General features: G+C 68.8%; 13 protein-coding genes. 2 read left to right on the top strand and 11 right to left on the bottom strand.

Going from position 1 to position 14,826, the window contains the following annotated elements:
• Positions 1 to 18: 18 nt before the first annotated feature.
• The 11 genes from ACQ1W9_RS03890 to ACQ1W9_RS03940 all read right to left on the bottom strand — a co-directional run bounded on the left by ACQ1W9_RS03890 (position 19) and on the right by ACQ1W9_RS03940 (position 12,246).
• On the bottom strand, positions 19 to 738 hold the full coding sequence (locus ACQ1W9_RS03890) for a CoxG family protein (protein WP_431025411.1): 720 nt from the start codon (positions 736 to 738) through the stop codon (positions 19 to 21).
• Positions 728 to 1,204, bottom strand: a complete 477-nt coding sequence (locus ACQ1W9_RS03895) for a (2Fe-2S)-binding protein (RefSeq protein WP_431025412.1) — start codon at positions 1,202 to 1,204, stop codon at positions 728 to 730. The genes ACQ1W9_RS03890 and ACQ1W9_RS03895 overlap by 11 nt, the downstream gene beginning before the upstream one ends.
• Positions 1,205 to 1,208: 4 nt before the next feature.
• Positions 1,209 to 2,075, bottom strand: a complete 867-nt coding sequence (locus ACQ1W9_RS03900; RefSeq protein WP_431025413.1) for an FAD binding domain-containing protein — start codon at positions 2,073 to 2,075, stop codon at positions 1,209 to 1,211.
• A complete protein-coding gene (locus ACQ1W9_RS03905) occupies positions 2,068 to 4,353 on the bottom strand; it encodes a xanthine dehydrogenase family protein molybdopterin-binding subunit (RefSeq protein ID WP_431025414.1) in 2,286 nt (761 codons plus the stop codon). The genes ACQ1W9_RS03900 and ACQ1W9_RS03905 overlap by 8 nt, the downstream gene beginning before the upstream one ends.
• A 39-nt stretch (positions 4,354 to 4,392) precedes the next feature.
• Positions 4,393 to 5,916: a tripartite tricarboxylate transporter permease gene (locus tag ACQ1W9_RS03910; protein ID WP_431025415.1), complete on the bottom strand. Its 1,524-nt coding sequence runs from the start codon at positions 5,914 to 5,916 to the stop codon at positions 4,393 to 4,395.
• Positions 5,917 to 5,987: 71 nt separating this feature from the next.
• The gene (locus ACQ1W9_RS03915; protein ID WP_431025416.1) at positions 5,988 to 6,437 is read right to left on the bottom strand and encodes a tripartite tricarboxylate transporter TctB family protein; all 450 of its coding nucleotides are present in this window, start codon (positions 6,435 to 6,437) and stop codon (positions 5,988 to 5,990) included.
• 78 nt (positions 6,438 to 6,515) lie between these two features.
• Positions 6,516 to 7,496: a Bug family tripartite tricarboxylate transporter substrate binding protein gene (locus ACQ1W9_RS03920; protein ID WP_431025417.1), complete on the bottom strand. Its 981-nt coding sequence runs from the start codon at positions 7,494 to 7,496 to the stop codon at positions 6,516 to 6,518.
• Positions 7,497 to 7,867: 371 nt separating this feature from the next.
• On the bottom strand, positions 7,868 to 8,779 hold the full coding sequence (locus ACQ1W9_RS03925) for a LysR substrate-binding domain-containing protein (protein ID WP_431025418.1): 912 nt from the start codon (positions 8,777 to 8,779) through the stop codon (positions 7,868 to 7,870).
• A gap of 180 nt (positions 8,780 to 8,959) precedes the next feature.
• Positions 8,960 to 9,088 (bottom strand): putative transporter small subunit, encoded by a 129-nt coding sequence (locus tag ACQ1W9_RS03930; RefSeq protein ID WP_222593964.1) that lies wholly within the window; start codon positions 9,086 to 9,088, stop codon positions 8,960 to 8,962.
• Between the two features lie 55 nt (positions 9,089 to 9,143).
• A complete protein-coding gene (locus ACQ1W9_RS03935; protein ID WP_431025419.1) occupies positions 9,144 to 10,847 on the bottom strand; it encodes a sodium:solute symporter family protein in 1,704 nt (567 codons plus the stop codon).
• Positions 10,848 to 11,364: 517 nt separating this feature from the next.
• Entirely contained in the window at positions 11,365 to 12,246 is an 882-nt protein-coding gene (locus ACQ1W9_RS03940) for an EamA family transporter (protein ID WP_431025420.1), read from the bottom strand.
• Between the two features lie 123 nt (positions 12,247 to 12,369).
• Here ACQ1W9_RS03940 and ACQ1W9_RS03945 point away from each other — a divergent pair, with 123 nt between their 5' ends.
• Both ACQ1W9_RS03945 and ACQ1W9_RS03950 read left to right on the top strand, forming a co-directional pair.
• Positions 12,370 to 13,242, top strand: coding sequence for a LysR substrate-binding domain-containing protein (locus ACQ1W9_RS03945; protein WP_431025421.1), 873 nt, complete (start codon positions 12,370 to 12,372; stop codon positions 13,240 to 13,242).
• An 87-nt stretch (positions 13,243 to 13,329) separates the two neighbouring features.
• On the top strand, positions 13,330 to 14,802 hold the full coding sequence (locus tag ACQ1W9_RS03950) for a protein adenylyltransferase SelO (RefSeq protein WP_431025422.1): 1,473 nt from the start codon (positions 13,330 to 13,332) through the stop codon (positions 14,800 to 14,802).
• Positions 14,803 to 14,826: the final 24 nt, after the last annotated feature.

The following is a 14,826-nucleotide window of genomic DNA, read 5'->3' on the forward strand; positions in this document are numbered from 1 at the left end:
AACCTCCGGAGCCTTGGCCTATGCCTTGACCAGCTCCCGCAGCCAGTCGGCGCACTCGCCGGCCTGATGGGCGGGCCAGTCGATACGGATGCGGGTCGTGCCGCGCTCCACTTCCACATGGATATGCTCGGCGGAGGGCTGGGCCGGGGCACGGCCCAGCAGGCGTGCCAGCCAGTTGGGGCGCGGCGAGGCCTGTGGGGCGGGGGGGCTCGGCACCGACCGCCGGGCCGGTGTGGGCTCGGCGCTGGACTGCGCCTGGGGGGATTCCGTGGCCTCTGTCGCCTCGGGGGCATCGCCGTTGAGTCGCGCGATCAGGTTGGTGCCGAACTCGTCCCACATGCGGTCGGCCTTGGTCTTCATCACCGCCAGGCCGAAGGTGCCCAGGCGACCGAAGACATCGGCCTTGACCTTGATACGCAGGTCGGTGCCGCCGTCCTCTCGGGCTTCCAGGAACATCTCGCTGGTCTGGGTCAGGGAGCTGGCCACCGAGGCGTCTTCGCCGGTGCCCTCGGCGCGCAGGTAGCGGGGGGCCTCCTGCTCGACGATGCGGGTATTGAGGGTGAAGCGGGCGGTGATAAAGGAGATCTTGACCCGCATATGGGCGACGTATTCGTCATCGCTGATCACCTCCACCGACTGCATGCCGGGCACGCAGCCGCACATCGCCTGGGGATCGAGCACGACTTCCCAGACCTGCTGAGGCGGGACGTCCAGGGTGAGGGACTTTTCAATTTCCATGCAGCTTCTCCGCGGCGTGGTGGATGGACTCGATGATCTGGGTGTAGCCGGTGCAGCGGCACAGGTTGCCGTTCAGGGCCTGGCGAATCTCATCGGTGGTGGGGCGGGGGTTGGCGGCCAGCAGGGCGCAGGTGGCCATGACGAAGCCGGGGGTGCAGTAGCCGCACTGCAGGCCCCCGCCGTCGATAAAGCACTCCTGGATGGGGTGCAGGGCCTCGCCATCGGCGAGGCCCTCGATGGTGTCGATATGCTGGCCGTCGGCCTGCACGGCGAGGCTCAGGCAGGACTTCACCAGGCGGCCGTCGACCATCACCGAGCAGGCGCCGCAGATGCCGGTCTCGCAGCCGCGCTTGGTGCCGGTGAGGCCCAGGTCGTCGCGCAGGAAATCGCTGAGCAGGCGACGGGCGGGCACCCGGGCGGTGACCGGCTCGCCGTTGATGATGACCTCGATGCGGTGTTCGCTCATGACGTCACTCCAGGGGAAGGGCGAAGAGATGGGCCAGGCTGCGCCGGGCGACGACCCGCACCATCTCGCGGCGGTACTCCGCCGAGCCGCGCGCATCGGAGATCGGCGCGATATCGCCGGCGATCAGCTCGGCGGCCTCGGTCAGGGTGGCCACGGTGGGCGGCTTGGCCATCAGCAGTGCCTCGGCCCGGGGGACCCGGGTCGGCACCACGGTGGAGGCGCCCACCACCAGGCGGGCCGCTTCGCAGCCGTTGGCGCTGTGGCGTACCCAGGCCGCCACGCTGACCAGCGGCCGGTGCTCGGCGGCGGTGCGCAGGTGGCGGGCATAGTGGCCCCGGTCGCCCTCGGCGGGGGGCGGCAGGCGAATCTCGGTGATCAGCTCGCCGGGCGCCAGGGCGGTGGTGTAGTAGTCGACCAGGAAGTCCTCGATGGCCAGGCGCCGCTCGCCGTCGGGGCCCTGGATCACCACCCGGGCGTCCAGGGCCATCAGGCAGCCGGGCGGGTCGGTGGCCGGATCGGCGTAGCAGAGGTTACCGCCCAGGGTGCCCTGGTTGCGCACCTGGGGGTTGGCGACCCGGGCGGCCATGCTGGCCAGCATGGGGTAGTGGGCCTGGACGGCGGGGGCATTGGCCAGCTCGGCGTGACGGGTCAGCGCGCCGATGCGTAGCCCCTCCTTAGCATCGAAGTCGATGCCCCTCAGGGCCTCGAGATGGCCGATCGAGACGAGTCGCGCCGGGCTCAGCATGCGCTGGCGCATGCCCAGCATCAGGGCGGTGCCGCCGGCGATCAGGCGGCTCTCCTCCGGCTCGTCCAGCAGCAGGCGGCACGCCTCGGCGGCACTGGCGGGTTCCAGGAAATCGAAATCACGCATGGTCGGTCTCCTCCTGGGCGCGCAGGGCGGCGAGCACCTTCTCGGGAGTGATGGGCAGGTCGGTGATGCGCACCCCCACGGCGTCGTGCACGGCATTGGCGATGGCCGCGGCGCCGGGGAGGATGGCGGTCTCGCTGGCGCCCTTGGCGCCGTAGGGGCCCTTGGGGTCGTTGGATTCGACGATGCCGGAGGCCAGCAGGGGCACGGCGTCGGCGGTGGCCAGGGTGTAGTCGGCGAAGTTGCCGTTCATGATCCGCCCCTCCTCCACCTGCAACTGTTCAAACAGGGCCCAGCCGATGGCCTGCACCGTGGCGCCATTGGTCTGGCCATGGATCGCCAGGGGGTTGAAGGCCTTGCCGCAGTCGTCGGAGACGAAGCTCTGCACCACCTCGACGCGGCCGGTCTCGGTGTCCACTTCCACCTCCACCGCCTGGGCGGCGAAGGAGTAGGCGGAGGCGATATTGCCGTAGAGGTCGTCATCGTGCATGCGGGTCTGGGGGTCCCAGGTGGCGGAGACCTGAAGGCCCTCGCCGCCGTGGCGCCAGATATGCTGGCGGGCCAGGGTCGCCAGGTCGGCGACGACCTCGTTGCCGTCACGGAGTCGCACGGCCCCGTCGACCAGTGCCAGCGTCGCCTCGGCATGGCCCGACAGCTCGGCGGCCAGGGTGAGCAGCTGGGCCCTGGCCTTGCGGGCGGCGAGGATGGCGGCATGGCCCCCGGACATGGTCACCCGGGAGGCCAGGGAACCGATGGCGAAGGGCGAGGTGTCGGTGTCCGGCGGCACCACCTGGGTATGCTCGATGGGCAGCGTCAGCTCATGGGCGACCACCTGGCTGAGCATGGTCATGGCGCCCTGGCCCATGTCGCACTCGCCGCTATGGATCAGCGCGCGGCCGTCCTCGTTGAGCTTGACTACCACGGTGGAGCCGTCCCAGTTGCCGATGGTGCGGTTGCCGCTGACGTGCATGGCGGCGGCCAGGCCCACGCCGCGGCGGCGCCTGCCGGCCCGGTCGCGGCGTCCGCGCTTCTCCTCCCAGCGGATCGCCTCGATGCACTGATCCAGGCACTCCATCAGGCCGGTGCTGCCGACCTCCCAGCCATGGATCGAGGTGTCGCCGGCCCGGATGGCATTGCGGCGGTGGATCTCGACGGGGTCGAGGCCGAGCTTCTCGGCCATGGCGTCGATATGGCTGTTCAGGGCGAACAGCATCTGGGTGCCGCCGAAGCCGCGGAAGGCCCCGTGGGGCGGCGTATGGGTATAGCTCAGGATGGCCTGGGACCTGACGTTCTCCAGGCGATGCATATTGTCGCTGCGCATGGCAGAGACATGCATCACCTCGTTGGAGAGGCCGCAGTAGGCGCCGCAGTCGGCGAGGATCGTCACCTCCTTGGCGACGATGCGGCCCTCCCGGGTCATGCCCAGCCTGAGGGTGATGCGCTCGGGCAAGCTCGAGCAGGCGCTCAGGAAGTCCTCCAGGCGATTGTTGACCAGGCGCACTGGCTGGCCGGTCTTCAGCGCCAGCAGGCCGGCGATCAGGCTGTTGGCGTCCTCGACGATCTTGCCGCCGAAGCCGCCGCCGGTGGTGGTCTGCATCACCCGGGTGCGCGAGACCGGCAGCTCCAGGGCCGCCGCCAGGCGCATCCGCGCCAGGAACACCGACTGGGTGGAGGTCCAGACCTGGAGGCGACCGTCGCCGTCCATTCGGGCCACGCTGGCCATGGGCTCCAGGTAGCCCGGGTACTGGGCGTGGGTGGTGTAGGTGGCCTCGTGGATCAGGTCGGCCCGGGCGAAGCCGGCGTCCACGCTGCCGCGCTCGAAGGCGATCTCGTGGGCGACATTATTGCGCCCCGGATGGATCCCCTCGGCACCCTCGGCGAGGGCCGCCTCGGGGGTAAAGAGGGCCGGCAGGGGTTCGTAGTCGATCTTGACCAGCTCCAGGGCATCCCGGGCGATCTCGTCGCTGATGGCGGCCACGGCGACCACCTCCTCGCCGGCGAAGCGCACCACCTCTTTGGCCAGGATACGGCGCTCCTTGTGGTGGACGCCCCACAGGGCGTCGGGGGCATCGCCGCCGGTGAGCACCGCCTTGACCCCGGGCAGGGCCCGGGCCGCCCGGGTATCGATGCGCCGGATGCGGGCATGGGGGTGGGGGCTGCGCAGCACCTTGGCATGCAGCATCCCCGGCAACTGGATATCGCCGGCGTACTGGGCACGCCCGGTGACCTTGGCGCGGGCATTGACCTGGGGGGTATTGCGTCCGAGGGGAGAGTCACTCATCTCGCGCTCCTGTGGTGTGCTCGATAATCGGTGGCGGACTCAAGGGGTAACACGCCCGCCGGGGTGGCCGTGGCTCCGGCGGCGCAGGCCGCGGATGGCCGAGGCGGCGGCCCATAGCAGCAGGCCCAGGCAGACCGCCAGCAGGCCGGCGCTCACCGGGCGCTCGATAAAGGTCATGGGATCGCCGCGGGAGAGCAGCAGGGCGCGACGCAGGTTCTCCTCCAGCAGCGGGCCGAGCACGAAGCCCAGCAGCAGGGGAGCGGGGCTGAAGTTCAGCAGGCTCAGCCCATAGCCCAGGGCGCCGATCGCCGCTACCACATAGACGTCGAAGACGTTGTTGTTGACGCTGTACACGCCCAGGCAGATGAAGATGATGATCGCCGGGTAGAGCATGCTGAAGGGGATGCGCAGCAGGGCGGTCCAGAGGCCGATCAGCGGCATATTGAGTACCAGCAGCAGCAGGTTGCCGATGCCGAAGCTGACCACCAGGCTCCAGAACATCACCGGATTCTCGGAGATCATCAGCGGTCCCGGTTGGATGCCGTGGAGCATCATGGCGCCGAGCATCAGCGCCATGACCACGTCGCCGGGGATCCCCAGGGTCAGGGTCGGCACGAAGGCGGTCATGGCCCCGGAGCTGTTGGAGGATTCGGCGCCGGCGATGCCCTCGACGGCCCCCTGGCCGAAGCGCTCGGGCTCCCTGGCCAGCTTCTTCTCCACCGCATAGGACATGAAGGGCGAGAGGCCGGAGGCGGTGCCGGGCATGGTGCCGAAGAAGCTGCCGATGGCGGTGCCGCGCAGCATGGCCGGCACCGCGCGGCGCAGGTCGAGGCGCTTGGGCAGCATGGAGCGCAGGGAAAACCGCGGGGTACGTCGCTCCCCGCCGCCCAGGCGCATGCTGGAGATCACCTCGGAGAGGCCGAACAGCCCCATGGCCAGGGCCACCAGGTTGATGCCATCCATCAACTCCGCCATGCCGAAGTTGAAGCGCACCAGGCCGGTATTGATATCGGTGCCCACCATGCCCAGCAGCAGCCCCAGCACCACCATGGCCAGGCTCTTGGCGGCGGAGCCGGAACCCACCGCCGAGGCGGCGATCAGCCCCATCAGCATCAACGAGAAGTACTCGGCGGGGCCGAAGGAGAGCCCGATCTCGGAGAGCACCGGCCCCAGGGCCGCCAGCAGCAGCAGGCCGAGGATGGAGCCGACGAAGGAGGCCGACATGGCGATAAATAGGGCCACCCCGGCACGCCCCTGTTTGGCCATGGGGTAGCCATCCAGGCTGGTGACCGCCGAGGCCGGGGTGCCGGGGATATTGAGCAGGATCGAGGCGATGGAGCCGCCGTACTGGGAGCCATAGAAGACCCCTGCCAGCATGGCCAGAGCGGCAGTGGAAGGGATGTAATAGGTGATCGGCAGCAACAGCGAGATGGCCGCCATGGCGCCCACCCCGGGCAAGACCCCCACCAGGGTGCCGAGGAAGACCCCGATAAAGCAGTACAGCAGCATGGTCGGCTGGGTCGCATCCTGCAGACCCAATAGCAAGGCTTCCAGGGTGCCCATATGGCATGCCTCCGGATAATGAGGGTGGATGGGGAGCCCGGGCGTCGTGACGTCCCGGGCGGCTCGGTCTCTTAGCCGAACCTGGGCCAGGCGGGCAGGTTCATGCTCAGGCCCTGGATAAAGATCAGGTAGGTGATGGCCGCGATGGCCAGGGCCACCTTGAGCTTGGTGCCGCGGCCGAGGCTTTGATCGGGGACCAGGGCGATCAGGGCCGCGGCGATGGCGGCGATGACCAGGCCCAGTTCCTTCAACAGCAGCGCGAAGACGACGATGCTGGCCACCACGAAGCCGGCGCTGGCCCAGTCACCGCGCAGAGGTTCCCCACGGCGCCACCAGGCGGGGAGGGCGACGATCAGGCCCAGCAGCGCCAGGACACCGCCGAGGATCACCGGCAGGAAGCCCGGGCCCATGCGGGAGAAGGTGCCCAGAGAGTAGTGGCCATAGGCGTACCAGGCGGTGAAGAGGCCGAGCAGGGCCAGCAGGCCGCCGCCGAGCAGGCTTCTGATATCTCGATCGATCATGGGATTCCCGTCGCTGTCGGCAGGGAGACGATCCCGGGAGGCGGACCGCCTCCCGGCGGTGTCGATGGTGAATGCGCCTTAGTCGGCGGTGATGCCCAGCTCCTCGATGATCGCCGAGAGGCGGGCGTAGTCATCGGCGTTGATCTCGGCCAGCGCCTCCGGCTCGCCACCGGCGGGCACGGCGCCGAACTGGGCCATCTGCTCGATCACCTCGGGCATCTCGAGGATGGCATTCATCTGGGCGTTGAGGGTCTCGATGACCTCCTCCGGGGTGCCGCTGGGCGCCATCAGGCCATGCCAGGCGCCGAGCCGTACCGCGTCGTAGCCCTGTTCGGCGATGGTGGGGATGCCCTCCAGCACCGGCGAGCGCTGCGGGTCGGTGATGGCCACCAGGTTGAGGCGCCCCGACTCGATCAACTGGGCCACCGGGCCATAGGTCACGTAGCCCAGGTCGATATGCCCGGCCAGGACATCGGGGACGATGGGGCTGACGCCACGATAGGGAATATGCAGGGCCTCGATCTCGGCCTCGCGGTTGAGCCACTCGGCGGCGATATGCATCGGCGAGCCGGCGCCGGGGCTGCCGTAGCTGAGGTTCTGGCCGTTGTGGGCCTGGGTGACCAGGTCGTCGATGGTCTCGATGCCGGTCTCGGGATTGGCCACCACCAGCACCGCCTGATGGGCGGCGAGGATGATCGGATCGAACCCCTCGAGGACGTCGTAGCTGGCCCCCTCCGGCAGGTCCATCACCAGGGGCGCCGTGGTAAAGGGGTTGGGCGTATAGAGCAGGGTGTAGCCGTCGGCCTCGGTCCGGGCCACGGTGCCGTTGCCGATGGTGCCGCCGGCCCCCGGGCGATTCTCCACCACCACCGGCTGGCCGAGGCGTTCGGTCAGCTTGTCGGCGAATAGCCGGGCCATGGCATCGGTGTCGGCCCCCGGCGGATAGGAGACCACGATGGTGACCGGCTGATCGGGATAGGCATCGGCCTGCAGACCCGTGGAGAGCAGGGCGGCGGAAGCGATGGCGGAGGTCAGCAGCAGTCGGCGGGTCAGGCGCATTGTTTTTCTCCGGGTTGGAGTCTCGGGAGCGAGATTGGGAAAGATCATATGTTGTTTATATATGAAACTTGTTTTTGTATCTGGTACGTGTGGAATTAAGCACCCGGCCCCTGAAGAGTCAAACGGCCATGGAGCCGAGACAAGGGGCACGCGGAAACGAACAATGGGGAAACGAGCGAGTTAAGGAGCCGTCTTCGTCTGGGATGAGAGCCGAAGAATTTTTATAACTTTATAAAAATAAAGACTTTTTTATATGCGTCTCGGCATCATCTTTGGCATCCCCGGTGGGGGATGATGATGGAGTTGGTGTGCACCAGGGGTTGGCATTGCGGAAAAAGTATCGCCATCGGGTGGGCCCCGGTGGGCGGGTCTCAGGAAGAGAGCACGGGCGTCGGTTGACGAATATGGCGGGCGAAGAGCTCCGCCAGGGGGCGGGCCGCGGCACTCAAGGGCACGCCTCTCAGGGTCAGGATACCCAGGCTCATGGGGGGCGCGGCGGGGAGTTCGGTAAAGCGTTGCACGCCGACACTGAACACCGGATCGAGGAAGAGGGGTTCCGGGCCGAAGCCGATCAGGTCGGTGTGTCGGGTCAGCTCCAGCATCAGCGTCGGCGAGGTGCAGAGTACCGGGTTGACGGGACGCTCCAGGCCGCTGCGCTCCAGCCAGTCCAGCAGGTGATGGCCGGTGCTGCCATGGATCAGGTTGAGTACCCAGCGGGCGTTCCTGAGCTCCGACCACTCCCGGGCGTCGGCCAGGGGATGGCCCTCGCGGCCCACCACCGTGCCCCTGACCAGGCCCAGGGGCTCGAAATCCATGTCATGGGGCAGGTCCTCGGGATCGGTGATGACCACGGCGAAGTCGATGCTGCCCTCGTGAAGGGCGGGAATGACGCTGGTCATCATGCCTTCGATCAGGGTCAATTGGGCATCGGGCTGAAGGCGTTCGAAATCCTTCAATACCCCGGGCAGGGCGGTGGTGGCGATGGTGGGGGTGATGGCCGCGGTGATCTTGGCGCCGGCGCCGCCACGCAGGTAGCGGACCTCGTCCCGGGCCTTGTCCAGGGTCGTAAGTACCAGCCTCGCCCGCACCAGCAGGGCGCTACCGGCCGGGGTGAACTCGACGCCCTTGTAGCTGCGGGTCAATAGCTCGGCGCCCACGTCCTCCTCCAGCTCCCGCAGTGCCTTGGTCAGGGCGCTGGGACTCAGGTGCATGGCGCGTGCCGCGGCACGGATGGAGCCACAGTCCGCCACCTGGACCAGGGCCTTGAGCTGATGATCCTTCATGGTGTTTACCCAAAGATTGGCATGCCTCGATGCCTAAGCGAACCGAACCCACGACATGGTAGCCCTTTATCGGGAGCGGAGGGTATGCCAGTGCTTCGGTTGATGGAGCAATTCGCCCCTGAGCAGCAAGGCCTCGGTACCGTGTGCTATGGGGCTAGCACCGAGGCCATCGGGCGTCGATCAGACCAGCTCGCGTTTCTCGCGGCGCGCCTCGCGGCGGTCGCGCAGCACGGCGCGGCAGATCAGGATCAGCACGCCCAGGGTCAGGGCGGGCCAGATCAATACGTAGAAGCCAAAGAGTGTGGTCATCGTTTCTCTCCTCTGGGCGGTGCCGACAGGCGGCACCGCGACATCATGGGATCGCTTAGCGCTGGCTGGCCAGGCGGGGGGAGGCCGGGATGGCGTCGCCTTCCTCGGCGGGCGAGGCGTCATGGGTGGTCTCATAGTCGCCGACCCGCTCGCGGATGGTGGCGAAATCGAAGTCCGGCTGACGGCTGGTCAGGCTCATCACCACGCAGACCAGGGTGCTGGCGCCATAGGCGGTGAGGGAGGCCAGCAGCACCGTGTAGTCGCGCAGGAAGCCGGTGGCGAAGAGCAGCATGGCAACCAGCGCCAGGGCGCCGGCGATAAAGCCCGCGGTGCGGCCGAGGAAGCCGAACACCATCAGGCCGATGATCACGCCACCGCCGATGCTGGCGAGCAGTTCGAAGAAGAGGCCGCTAGCGCCGGTCAGCGGTAGCAGCTCGAAGCGCGCCGCGCAGAACAGCACCATGGCCACCAGCACCGAGGTGGTGAAGGCGGCGTTGGTGACCCGGTTCCAGAAGCAGCTGGCGATCACCGGGAAGACGATGGCACCCCAGAGGGCGCCGACGAAGACCAGCATCACCAGGATATCCAGCGAGAAGCTGGCGAAAACGATGCCCACCAGGGTGGCGACGATCATGGTCAGGCGACCGACCAGCAGCATGCGCCTGGGGTCGGCCTGGCCGCGGGCGAGGTTCTTGCCGTAGACGTCGGCCATCATGATCGCCGACAGCGCCGAGAGGTCGGAGTCGGCGGTGGAGGAGAGCGAGCCGATCACCAGGATAAAGAACAGGGCGATAAACAGCGGCGGCAGGTAGCCGGAGACCATCTGCGGAATCAGGTTGTTCATGTCGCCGTTCATGGGCTCGACGCCCAGGGTCAGGGCCATCAGGCCGATCATGCCGAGGCCGATAACGATGGCCCCATAGCCGACGGTGGCGGTGAGGAAGGTCGGCTTGATGTGCTCCTCGTTCACCGCGAACAGGCGCTGGGAGATGGTCTGGTTGCCGATGGCGTAGGCCAGCACGGCGACGAAAAAGGGCGCGCCCTGGTTGAGGATGGCGTCCATGGAGAAGAAGTCGGCCTGCTCCGGCGTCAGGTTGTCGAGGCCGGCGACCAGCTCGGTGGGGCCGCCCATGGCGAAGAAGACCGCGGGAATGATCACCACGGCGATGGCCATCAGTGCCACCAACTGGGCGAAGTCGGTCAGCACCGAGGCGCGGAAGCCGGACCACAGGGTGTAGAGCAGCACGCCGACGCCGGCGATGATCACCCCGGCCTGGAAGGAGAGCGGCGAGAGCACCGCGACCAGGGCGCCGGCGGCGGTGAAGTTGACCATCAGGCTGATCACGCTGCCCAGCACATTGGAGAGTGCCAGGATCAGCTGGCTGGAGCTGCCGTGGCGGGCGTGAATCAGCTCGCCCAGGGTGTGGGCATTGGGCGCGAGCTTACGGAAGCGCCGGCCGAAGGGGTAGATGAAGAGGATCATCAGCGCGCCCCACAGGCCGTAATGGATGGGGCCCGAGACGCCATAGGTATAGCCGGAGGTGGCGGCGGCGTAGAAGGAGGCGGCCCAGATCCAGGTGGCGGTCATGCTGGCGGCGCCGATGCCGAAGCCGACCCGGTGATTGGAGACCATAAAGGCATCGGCATCCTCGTGTTTCTTGCGGATGCCGAGGGTCAGCAGGTAGGTGCCGCCGTAGAAGGCCAGCAGCAGCAGGATCACGGTCGGGGTCGAGAATTGATAAAGCGATTCGCTGTTCAAGGGCAGTCCCTCGGTCGATGAAACGGAGGCGATCGGGGCGTGTCGAGCGAATCGACACGCCTGTCGCGGTGATGACATGACGGGGGCACGCCTCGGGCAGGCATCAACGGCCGGTCGCGGACGGCCGGTTCGGACGGCGATTGGCAGAGCGATACCGCGGCCCAGGCAGTTTTCGGACATAGCCTAGCGAGCGAGCACGGCAGTTGGCGCCGTGGGGAAGGCGTTACCCCGGGAAGGGGAGGCTGGGCGGCGGGCGGCGCGGCATGCACCGGCCCTCATCGGCATAGTGGCGCGACATGGATTCCTTCTCTATCGATGGCGTCGTCGACGGTCAGTCGAAGGTACGGTGATCCAGTCTGCGGTGAGGCAAGACCAGGGGCCCGCTGATGGGGCCGCATGGGATCGATTGTGGGCGTTGTTGGTGATCCCGAGGAGGCCATACCCTACTGAGCTCGCGGAAAAATGTCCAATCGGTCGAGACCGGGAGGGGAATGTCGCCCAGTGTCGTGAAACGCGCTCAGCGGCTGGCGGCGAGGCTGCCGGCCATGACCAGCGTCGCCGCCACCGGCAGGCGCCAGTCCGCCGTGGTCATGCCCGCCATCACCAGGAAGAGGCTGGCCAGTACCGGCACCCCATGGGCCAGGTGGCCCAGGCGCCGGCCCCGGGGATCCTGGAGGGCGCGCTCCCAGGCGAGCATGGCCAGGCCATAGGGGCCCAGCCCCAGGGCGGCGGCGGCCAGCAGGGCCTGGGTATCCGGCGGGGCGATCACCCCTTCGAGCCCCAGGCTGGCGGCGCCGGTGATCAGGCTGGCGATCAGCAGCAGCCGGGGCAGGCGGCGGCGCAGGCCGAGCCCGGGGTGGCCGCAGGCCAGGGAGTAGAGCGCCCAACAGAGTGCCGTCAGCAGGGCCAGAAAATAGCCGCCCCAGGCCCCGGAGAAGCCCCCGGCCAGGGCCTCGGGGGCCACCAGCAGGGCGGCGCCGGCGAAGGCCAGGGCGCTCCCGCCCAGGGTCGCCGGGCGCAGGCGTCGCCGGGTCAGCCACTCACCGGCCAGCAGGAAGAGCAGCGGCCAGGTGTAGGTGATCAGCGCCGCCTCGGCCACCGGGGCCAGCCGCAGCGCCGCGAAGCAGGCGCCCACCGCGCCGACGATCAGCAGCGGCATGCCGAGATGCACCAGCCACCAGGACTTACCGGCGAGGGGCGGCTCCTGGGGCCGCCCCCGGGCCATCGGCAGGGTGGCCAGGGCGCCCCCCAGCAGCGCCAGGCAGGCCAGGCGCAGCGGCGGCAGCGTCTCGGCGAGGCCGGCCAGCAGCGGGACCAGGGCCCAGAGCAGCACCGCCAGGCCGGCGGCGGCGGGGCCCTGCCAGGCGGCGTGATGGCGTGCGGAAGTCGCTGTCTGCATGGTCGGGGCTCCTGGGAGGCTGTCGGGCCTCCTGCCGGGGATGACGATGGCAGCCTATTCGTTCCATACTCATCATAAAATCGATCTTTATTGATCCAATTCATCAAAACTGGTGATGTATTGATGCGTGCCGAGACCCTCGACCTGAGCCTGCTGCGCACCCTGGTGGCGGTGGCCGATACCGGTAGCGTGACCGCCGCCGCCCGGCGCCTGGCCTATACCCAGTCCACCGTCAGCATGCAGTTGCGGCGCCTGGAGGAGGCCCTCGGCGTGGCGCTCCACGAGCGGGAGGGACGGCGCATCCGCTTCACCGCCGAGGGCCAGCGCCTGCTGGGCCATGCCCGCCGCCTGCTGGCCCTCAACGACGAGGCCCTGGCCGATATGCGCACCCGCCGGGTGGTGGGGGAGCTGACGCTGGGGATTCCCGAGGACTATGCGTCCCTGTTGACCTCGGTGTTCGCTTACTTCCATCAGCTCTATCCCGAGGTGCGCCTGCAGGTGGTCTGCGCCACCAGCGCCGACCTGGTGGGGCGGGTGCGCCAGGGCGAGCTGGACCTGGCCCTGGTGACCCGCCAGCGCCACTCGCCGGGGGGCGAGGTGATCCGCCGCGAACCCCTGGCCTGGGCGGTGGGCAGCCAGCGGCAGCCGTCGCTGGTGGATCCCCTGCCACTGGCGCTCTACTCGCCGGGGGCGGACCTGTTTCGCGAGGTGGCCGAGCAGGTGCTGGCCGCCGCCGGGCGCGACTGGCGCCTCGCCTATACCAGCCAGTCCATGGCCGGCCTGACCCCGGTGGTGCAGGCGGGCCTGGCCATCGTGGTGGTGACCCAGAACATGCTGACGCCGGAACTGCGGGTGCTGGAGGCCAGCAGCGGCCTGCCGCCCCTGCCTGCCGTGGAACTGGCCCTGCATCGGCCGCCGCACCGCCCCGCGGAGCCCGCCCGGCGCCTGGCCGAGCTGATCCGCGAGCAGCTCTCCCCCGGGGGCGAGGGCGCCTGAAGCATCGAGTGGGTGAGGCGGGGAATGGTGGCCAGTCTTCGCGGTCATCCGTAGAGTAAGCGCCATTGTCCGATTGCGGAGCCTGCCATGTTTCCCGACTTCACCCTGCGCTATGTCCGCCTGCCGGCGCACTTCTACGAGCCCTTCACCCCTGACCCAGTGGCGGCGCCGCGCCTGGTGGCCTTCAACCGCCCGCTGGCCGAGGCGCTGGGCTTCGATTTGACCGCCTTCGACGAGGCCCAGGCCACCGCCTGGTTCTCCGGCAATGCCGTGCCGGCCGGCGCCGAACCCCTCGCCCAGGCCTATGCGGGCCACCAGTTCGGCGGCTTCAACCCGCGCCTCGGCGACGGTCGGGCGGTGCTGCTGGGGGAGGTCACCGACCGGGACGGGCGGCTCCGGGATATCCAGCTCAAGGGCGCCGGCCGCACGCCGTTCGCCCGGGGCGGCGACGGCCGCGCACCGCTGGGGCCGGTGCTGCGGGAGTACCTGATCAGCGAGGCCATGCACCGCCTCGGGGTGCCCACCACCCGGGCCCTGGCCGCGGTCACCTCCGGCGAGCAGGTCTTCCGCGGCCTGCCCGAGCCCGGCGCCATCCTGACCCGGGTGGCGTCGAGCCATATCCGCGTGGGGACCTTCCAGTACTTCGCCGCCCGGGGCGACCGGGAGGCGGTGAAGACCCTGGCCGACCTGGTGATCGAGCGCCACTATCCGAGCTTGCTCGAGCGGGATGAGGGCGAGCGTTACCTGGCCCTGGTGGCGGCGGTCCAGGCGCGGCAGATCCGCCTGGTGGCCCAATGGATGGGCCTCGGCTTTATCCATGGGGTGATGAACACCGACAACTGCTCGGTGGCCGGCGAAACCATCGACTACGGCCCCTGCGCCTTTATGGAGGCCTATGACCCGCGCACCGTGTTCAGTTCCATCGATGATGGTGGGCGCTACGCCTATCGCAACCAGCCGTGGATCGCCCAGTGGAACCTGGCGCGGCTGGCCGAGACCCTGCTGCCGCTGATCGACGACGACCAGGAGCGGGGCATCGCCCGGGCCACCGAGCTGATCCAGGCCTTCGAGCCGGCCTACGAGGCCGAGTGGCTGGCGGTATTCCGCGCCAAGCTGGGGCTGGTGACCGAGGCGGAGGGCGACCGGGAACTGGTCGAGGCCCTGCTCGAGGCGATGCACGCCGGGCGTGCCGACTTTACCCTGAGCTTCCGCCGCCTGAGTGAAGCGGTCGAGGCGGACGCCCCGGCGCTGCTCGAGCGGTTCGATGACGATACGGCGTTGCGGCAGTGGCTGCCCCGCTGGCGCGAGCGACTGAGCGCCGAAGACGCCGGCCCCGAGGCCATCGCCGAGCGGATGAACGCGGTCAATCCGCTGTATATTCCCCGCAACCACCAGGTGGAGGCGATGATCGCCGCCGCCGTGGAGAACGACGACTTCGGCCCCTTCGAGACCCTGCGCGAGGTGCTCGCCGAACCCTTTAGCGAGCAGCCCGGCCGTGACGACTTTGCCCTGCCGGCGCCGCCCAGCGCGCGGGTCTTCCGCACCTTCTGCGGCACCTGAGGCGCCCGAGGCAGGCCGCGGGTA

Origin of the sequence: Halomonas sp. H5 (assembly GCF_050613175.1) — a bacterium.
GTDB classification, from domain to species: domain Bacteria; phylum Pseudomonadota; class Gammaproteobacteria; order Pseudomonadales; family Halomonadaceae; genus Bisbaumannia; species Bisbaumannia salifodinae.

What these genes read in the sequence shown, in the direction of transcription:
- ACQ1W9_RS03945 (WP_431025421.1), top strand. Translation starts at nt 12,370, where the DNA reads ATGCGTGCCGAGACCCTCGACCTGAGCCTGCTGCGCACCCTGGTGGCG.
- ACQ1W9_RS03905 (WP_431025414.1), bottom strand. Translation starts at nt 4,353, where the DNA reads ATGAGTGACTCTCCCCTCGGACGCAATACCCCCCAGGTCAATGCCCGC.
- ACQ1W9_RS03895 (WP_431025412.1), bottom strand. Translation starts at nt 1,204, where the DNA reads ATGAGCGAACACCGCATCGAGGTCATCATCAACGGCGAGCCGGTCACC.
- ACQ1W9_RS03940 (WP_431025420.1), bottom strand. Translation starts at nt 12,246, where the DNA reads ATGCAGACAGCGACTTCCGCACGCCATCACGCCGCCTGGCAGGGCCCC.
- ACQ1W9_RS03900 (WP_431025413.1), bottom strand. Translation starts at nt 2,075, where the DNA reads ATGCGTGATTTCGATTTCCTGGAACCCGCCAGTGCCGCCGAGGCGTGC.
- ACQ1W9_RS03930 (WP_222593964.1), bottom strand. Translation starts at nt 9,088, where the DNA reads ATGACCACACTCTTTGGCTTCTACGTATTGATCTGGCCCGCCCTGACC.
- ACQ1W9_RS03890 (WP_431025411.1), bottom strand. Translation starts at nt 738, where the DNA reads ATGGAAATTGAAAAGTCCCTCACCCTGGACGTCCCGCCTCAGCAGGTC.
- ACQ1W9_RS03915 (WP_431025416.1), bottom strand. Translation starts at nt 6,437, where the DNA reads ATGATCGATCGAGATATCAGAAGCCTGCTCGGCGGCGGCCTGCTGGCC.
- ACQ1W9_RS03950 (WP_431025422.1), top strand. Translation starts at nt 13,330, where the DNA reads ATGTTTCCCGACTTCACCCTGCGCTATGTCCGCCTGCCGGCGCACTTC.
- ACQ1W9_RS03925 (WP_431025418.1), bottom strand. Translation starts at nt 8,779, where the DNA reads ATGAAGGATCATCAGCTCAAGGCCCTGGTCCAGGTGGCGGACTGTGGC.
- ACQ1W9_RS03910 (WP_431025415.1), bottom strand. Translation starts at nt 5,916, where the DNA reads ATGGGCACCCTGGAAGCCTTGCTATTGGGTCTGCAGGATGCGACCCAG.
- ACQ1W9_RS03920 (WP_431025417.1), bottom strand. Translation starts at nt 7,496, where the DNA reads ATGCGCCTGACCCGCCGACTGCTGCTGACCTCCGCCATCGCTTCCGCC.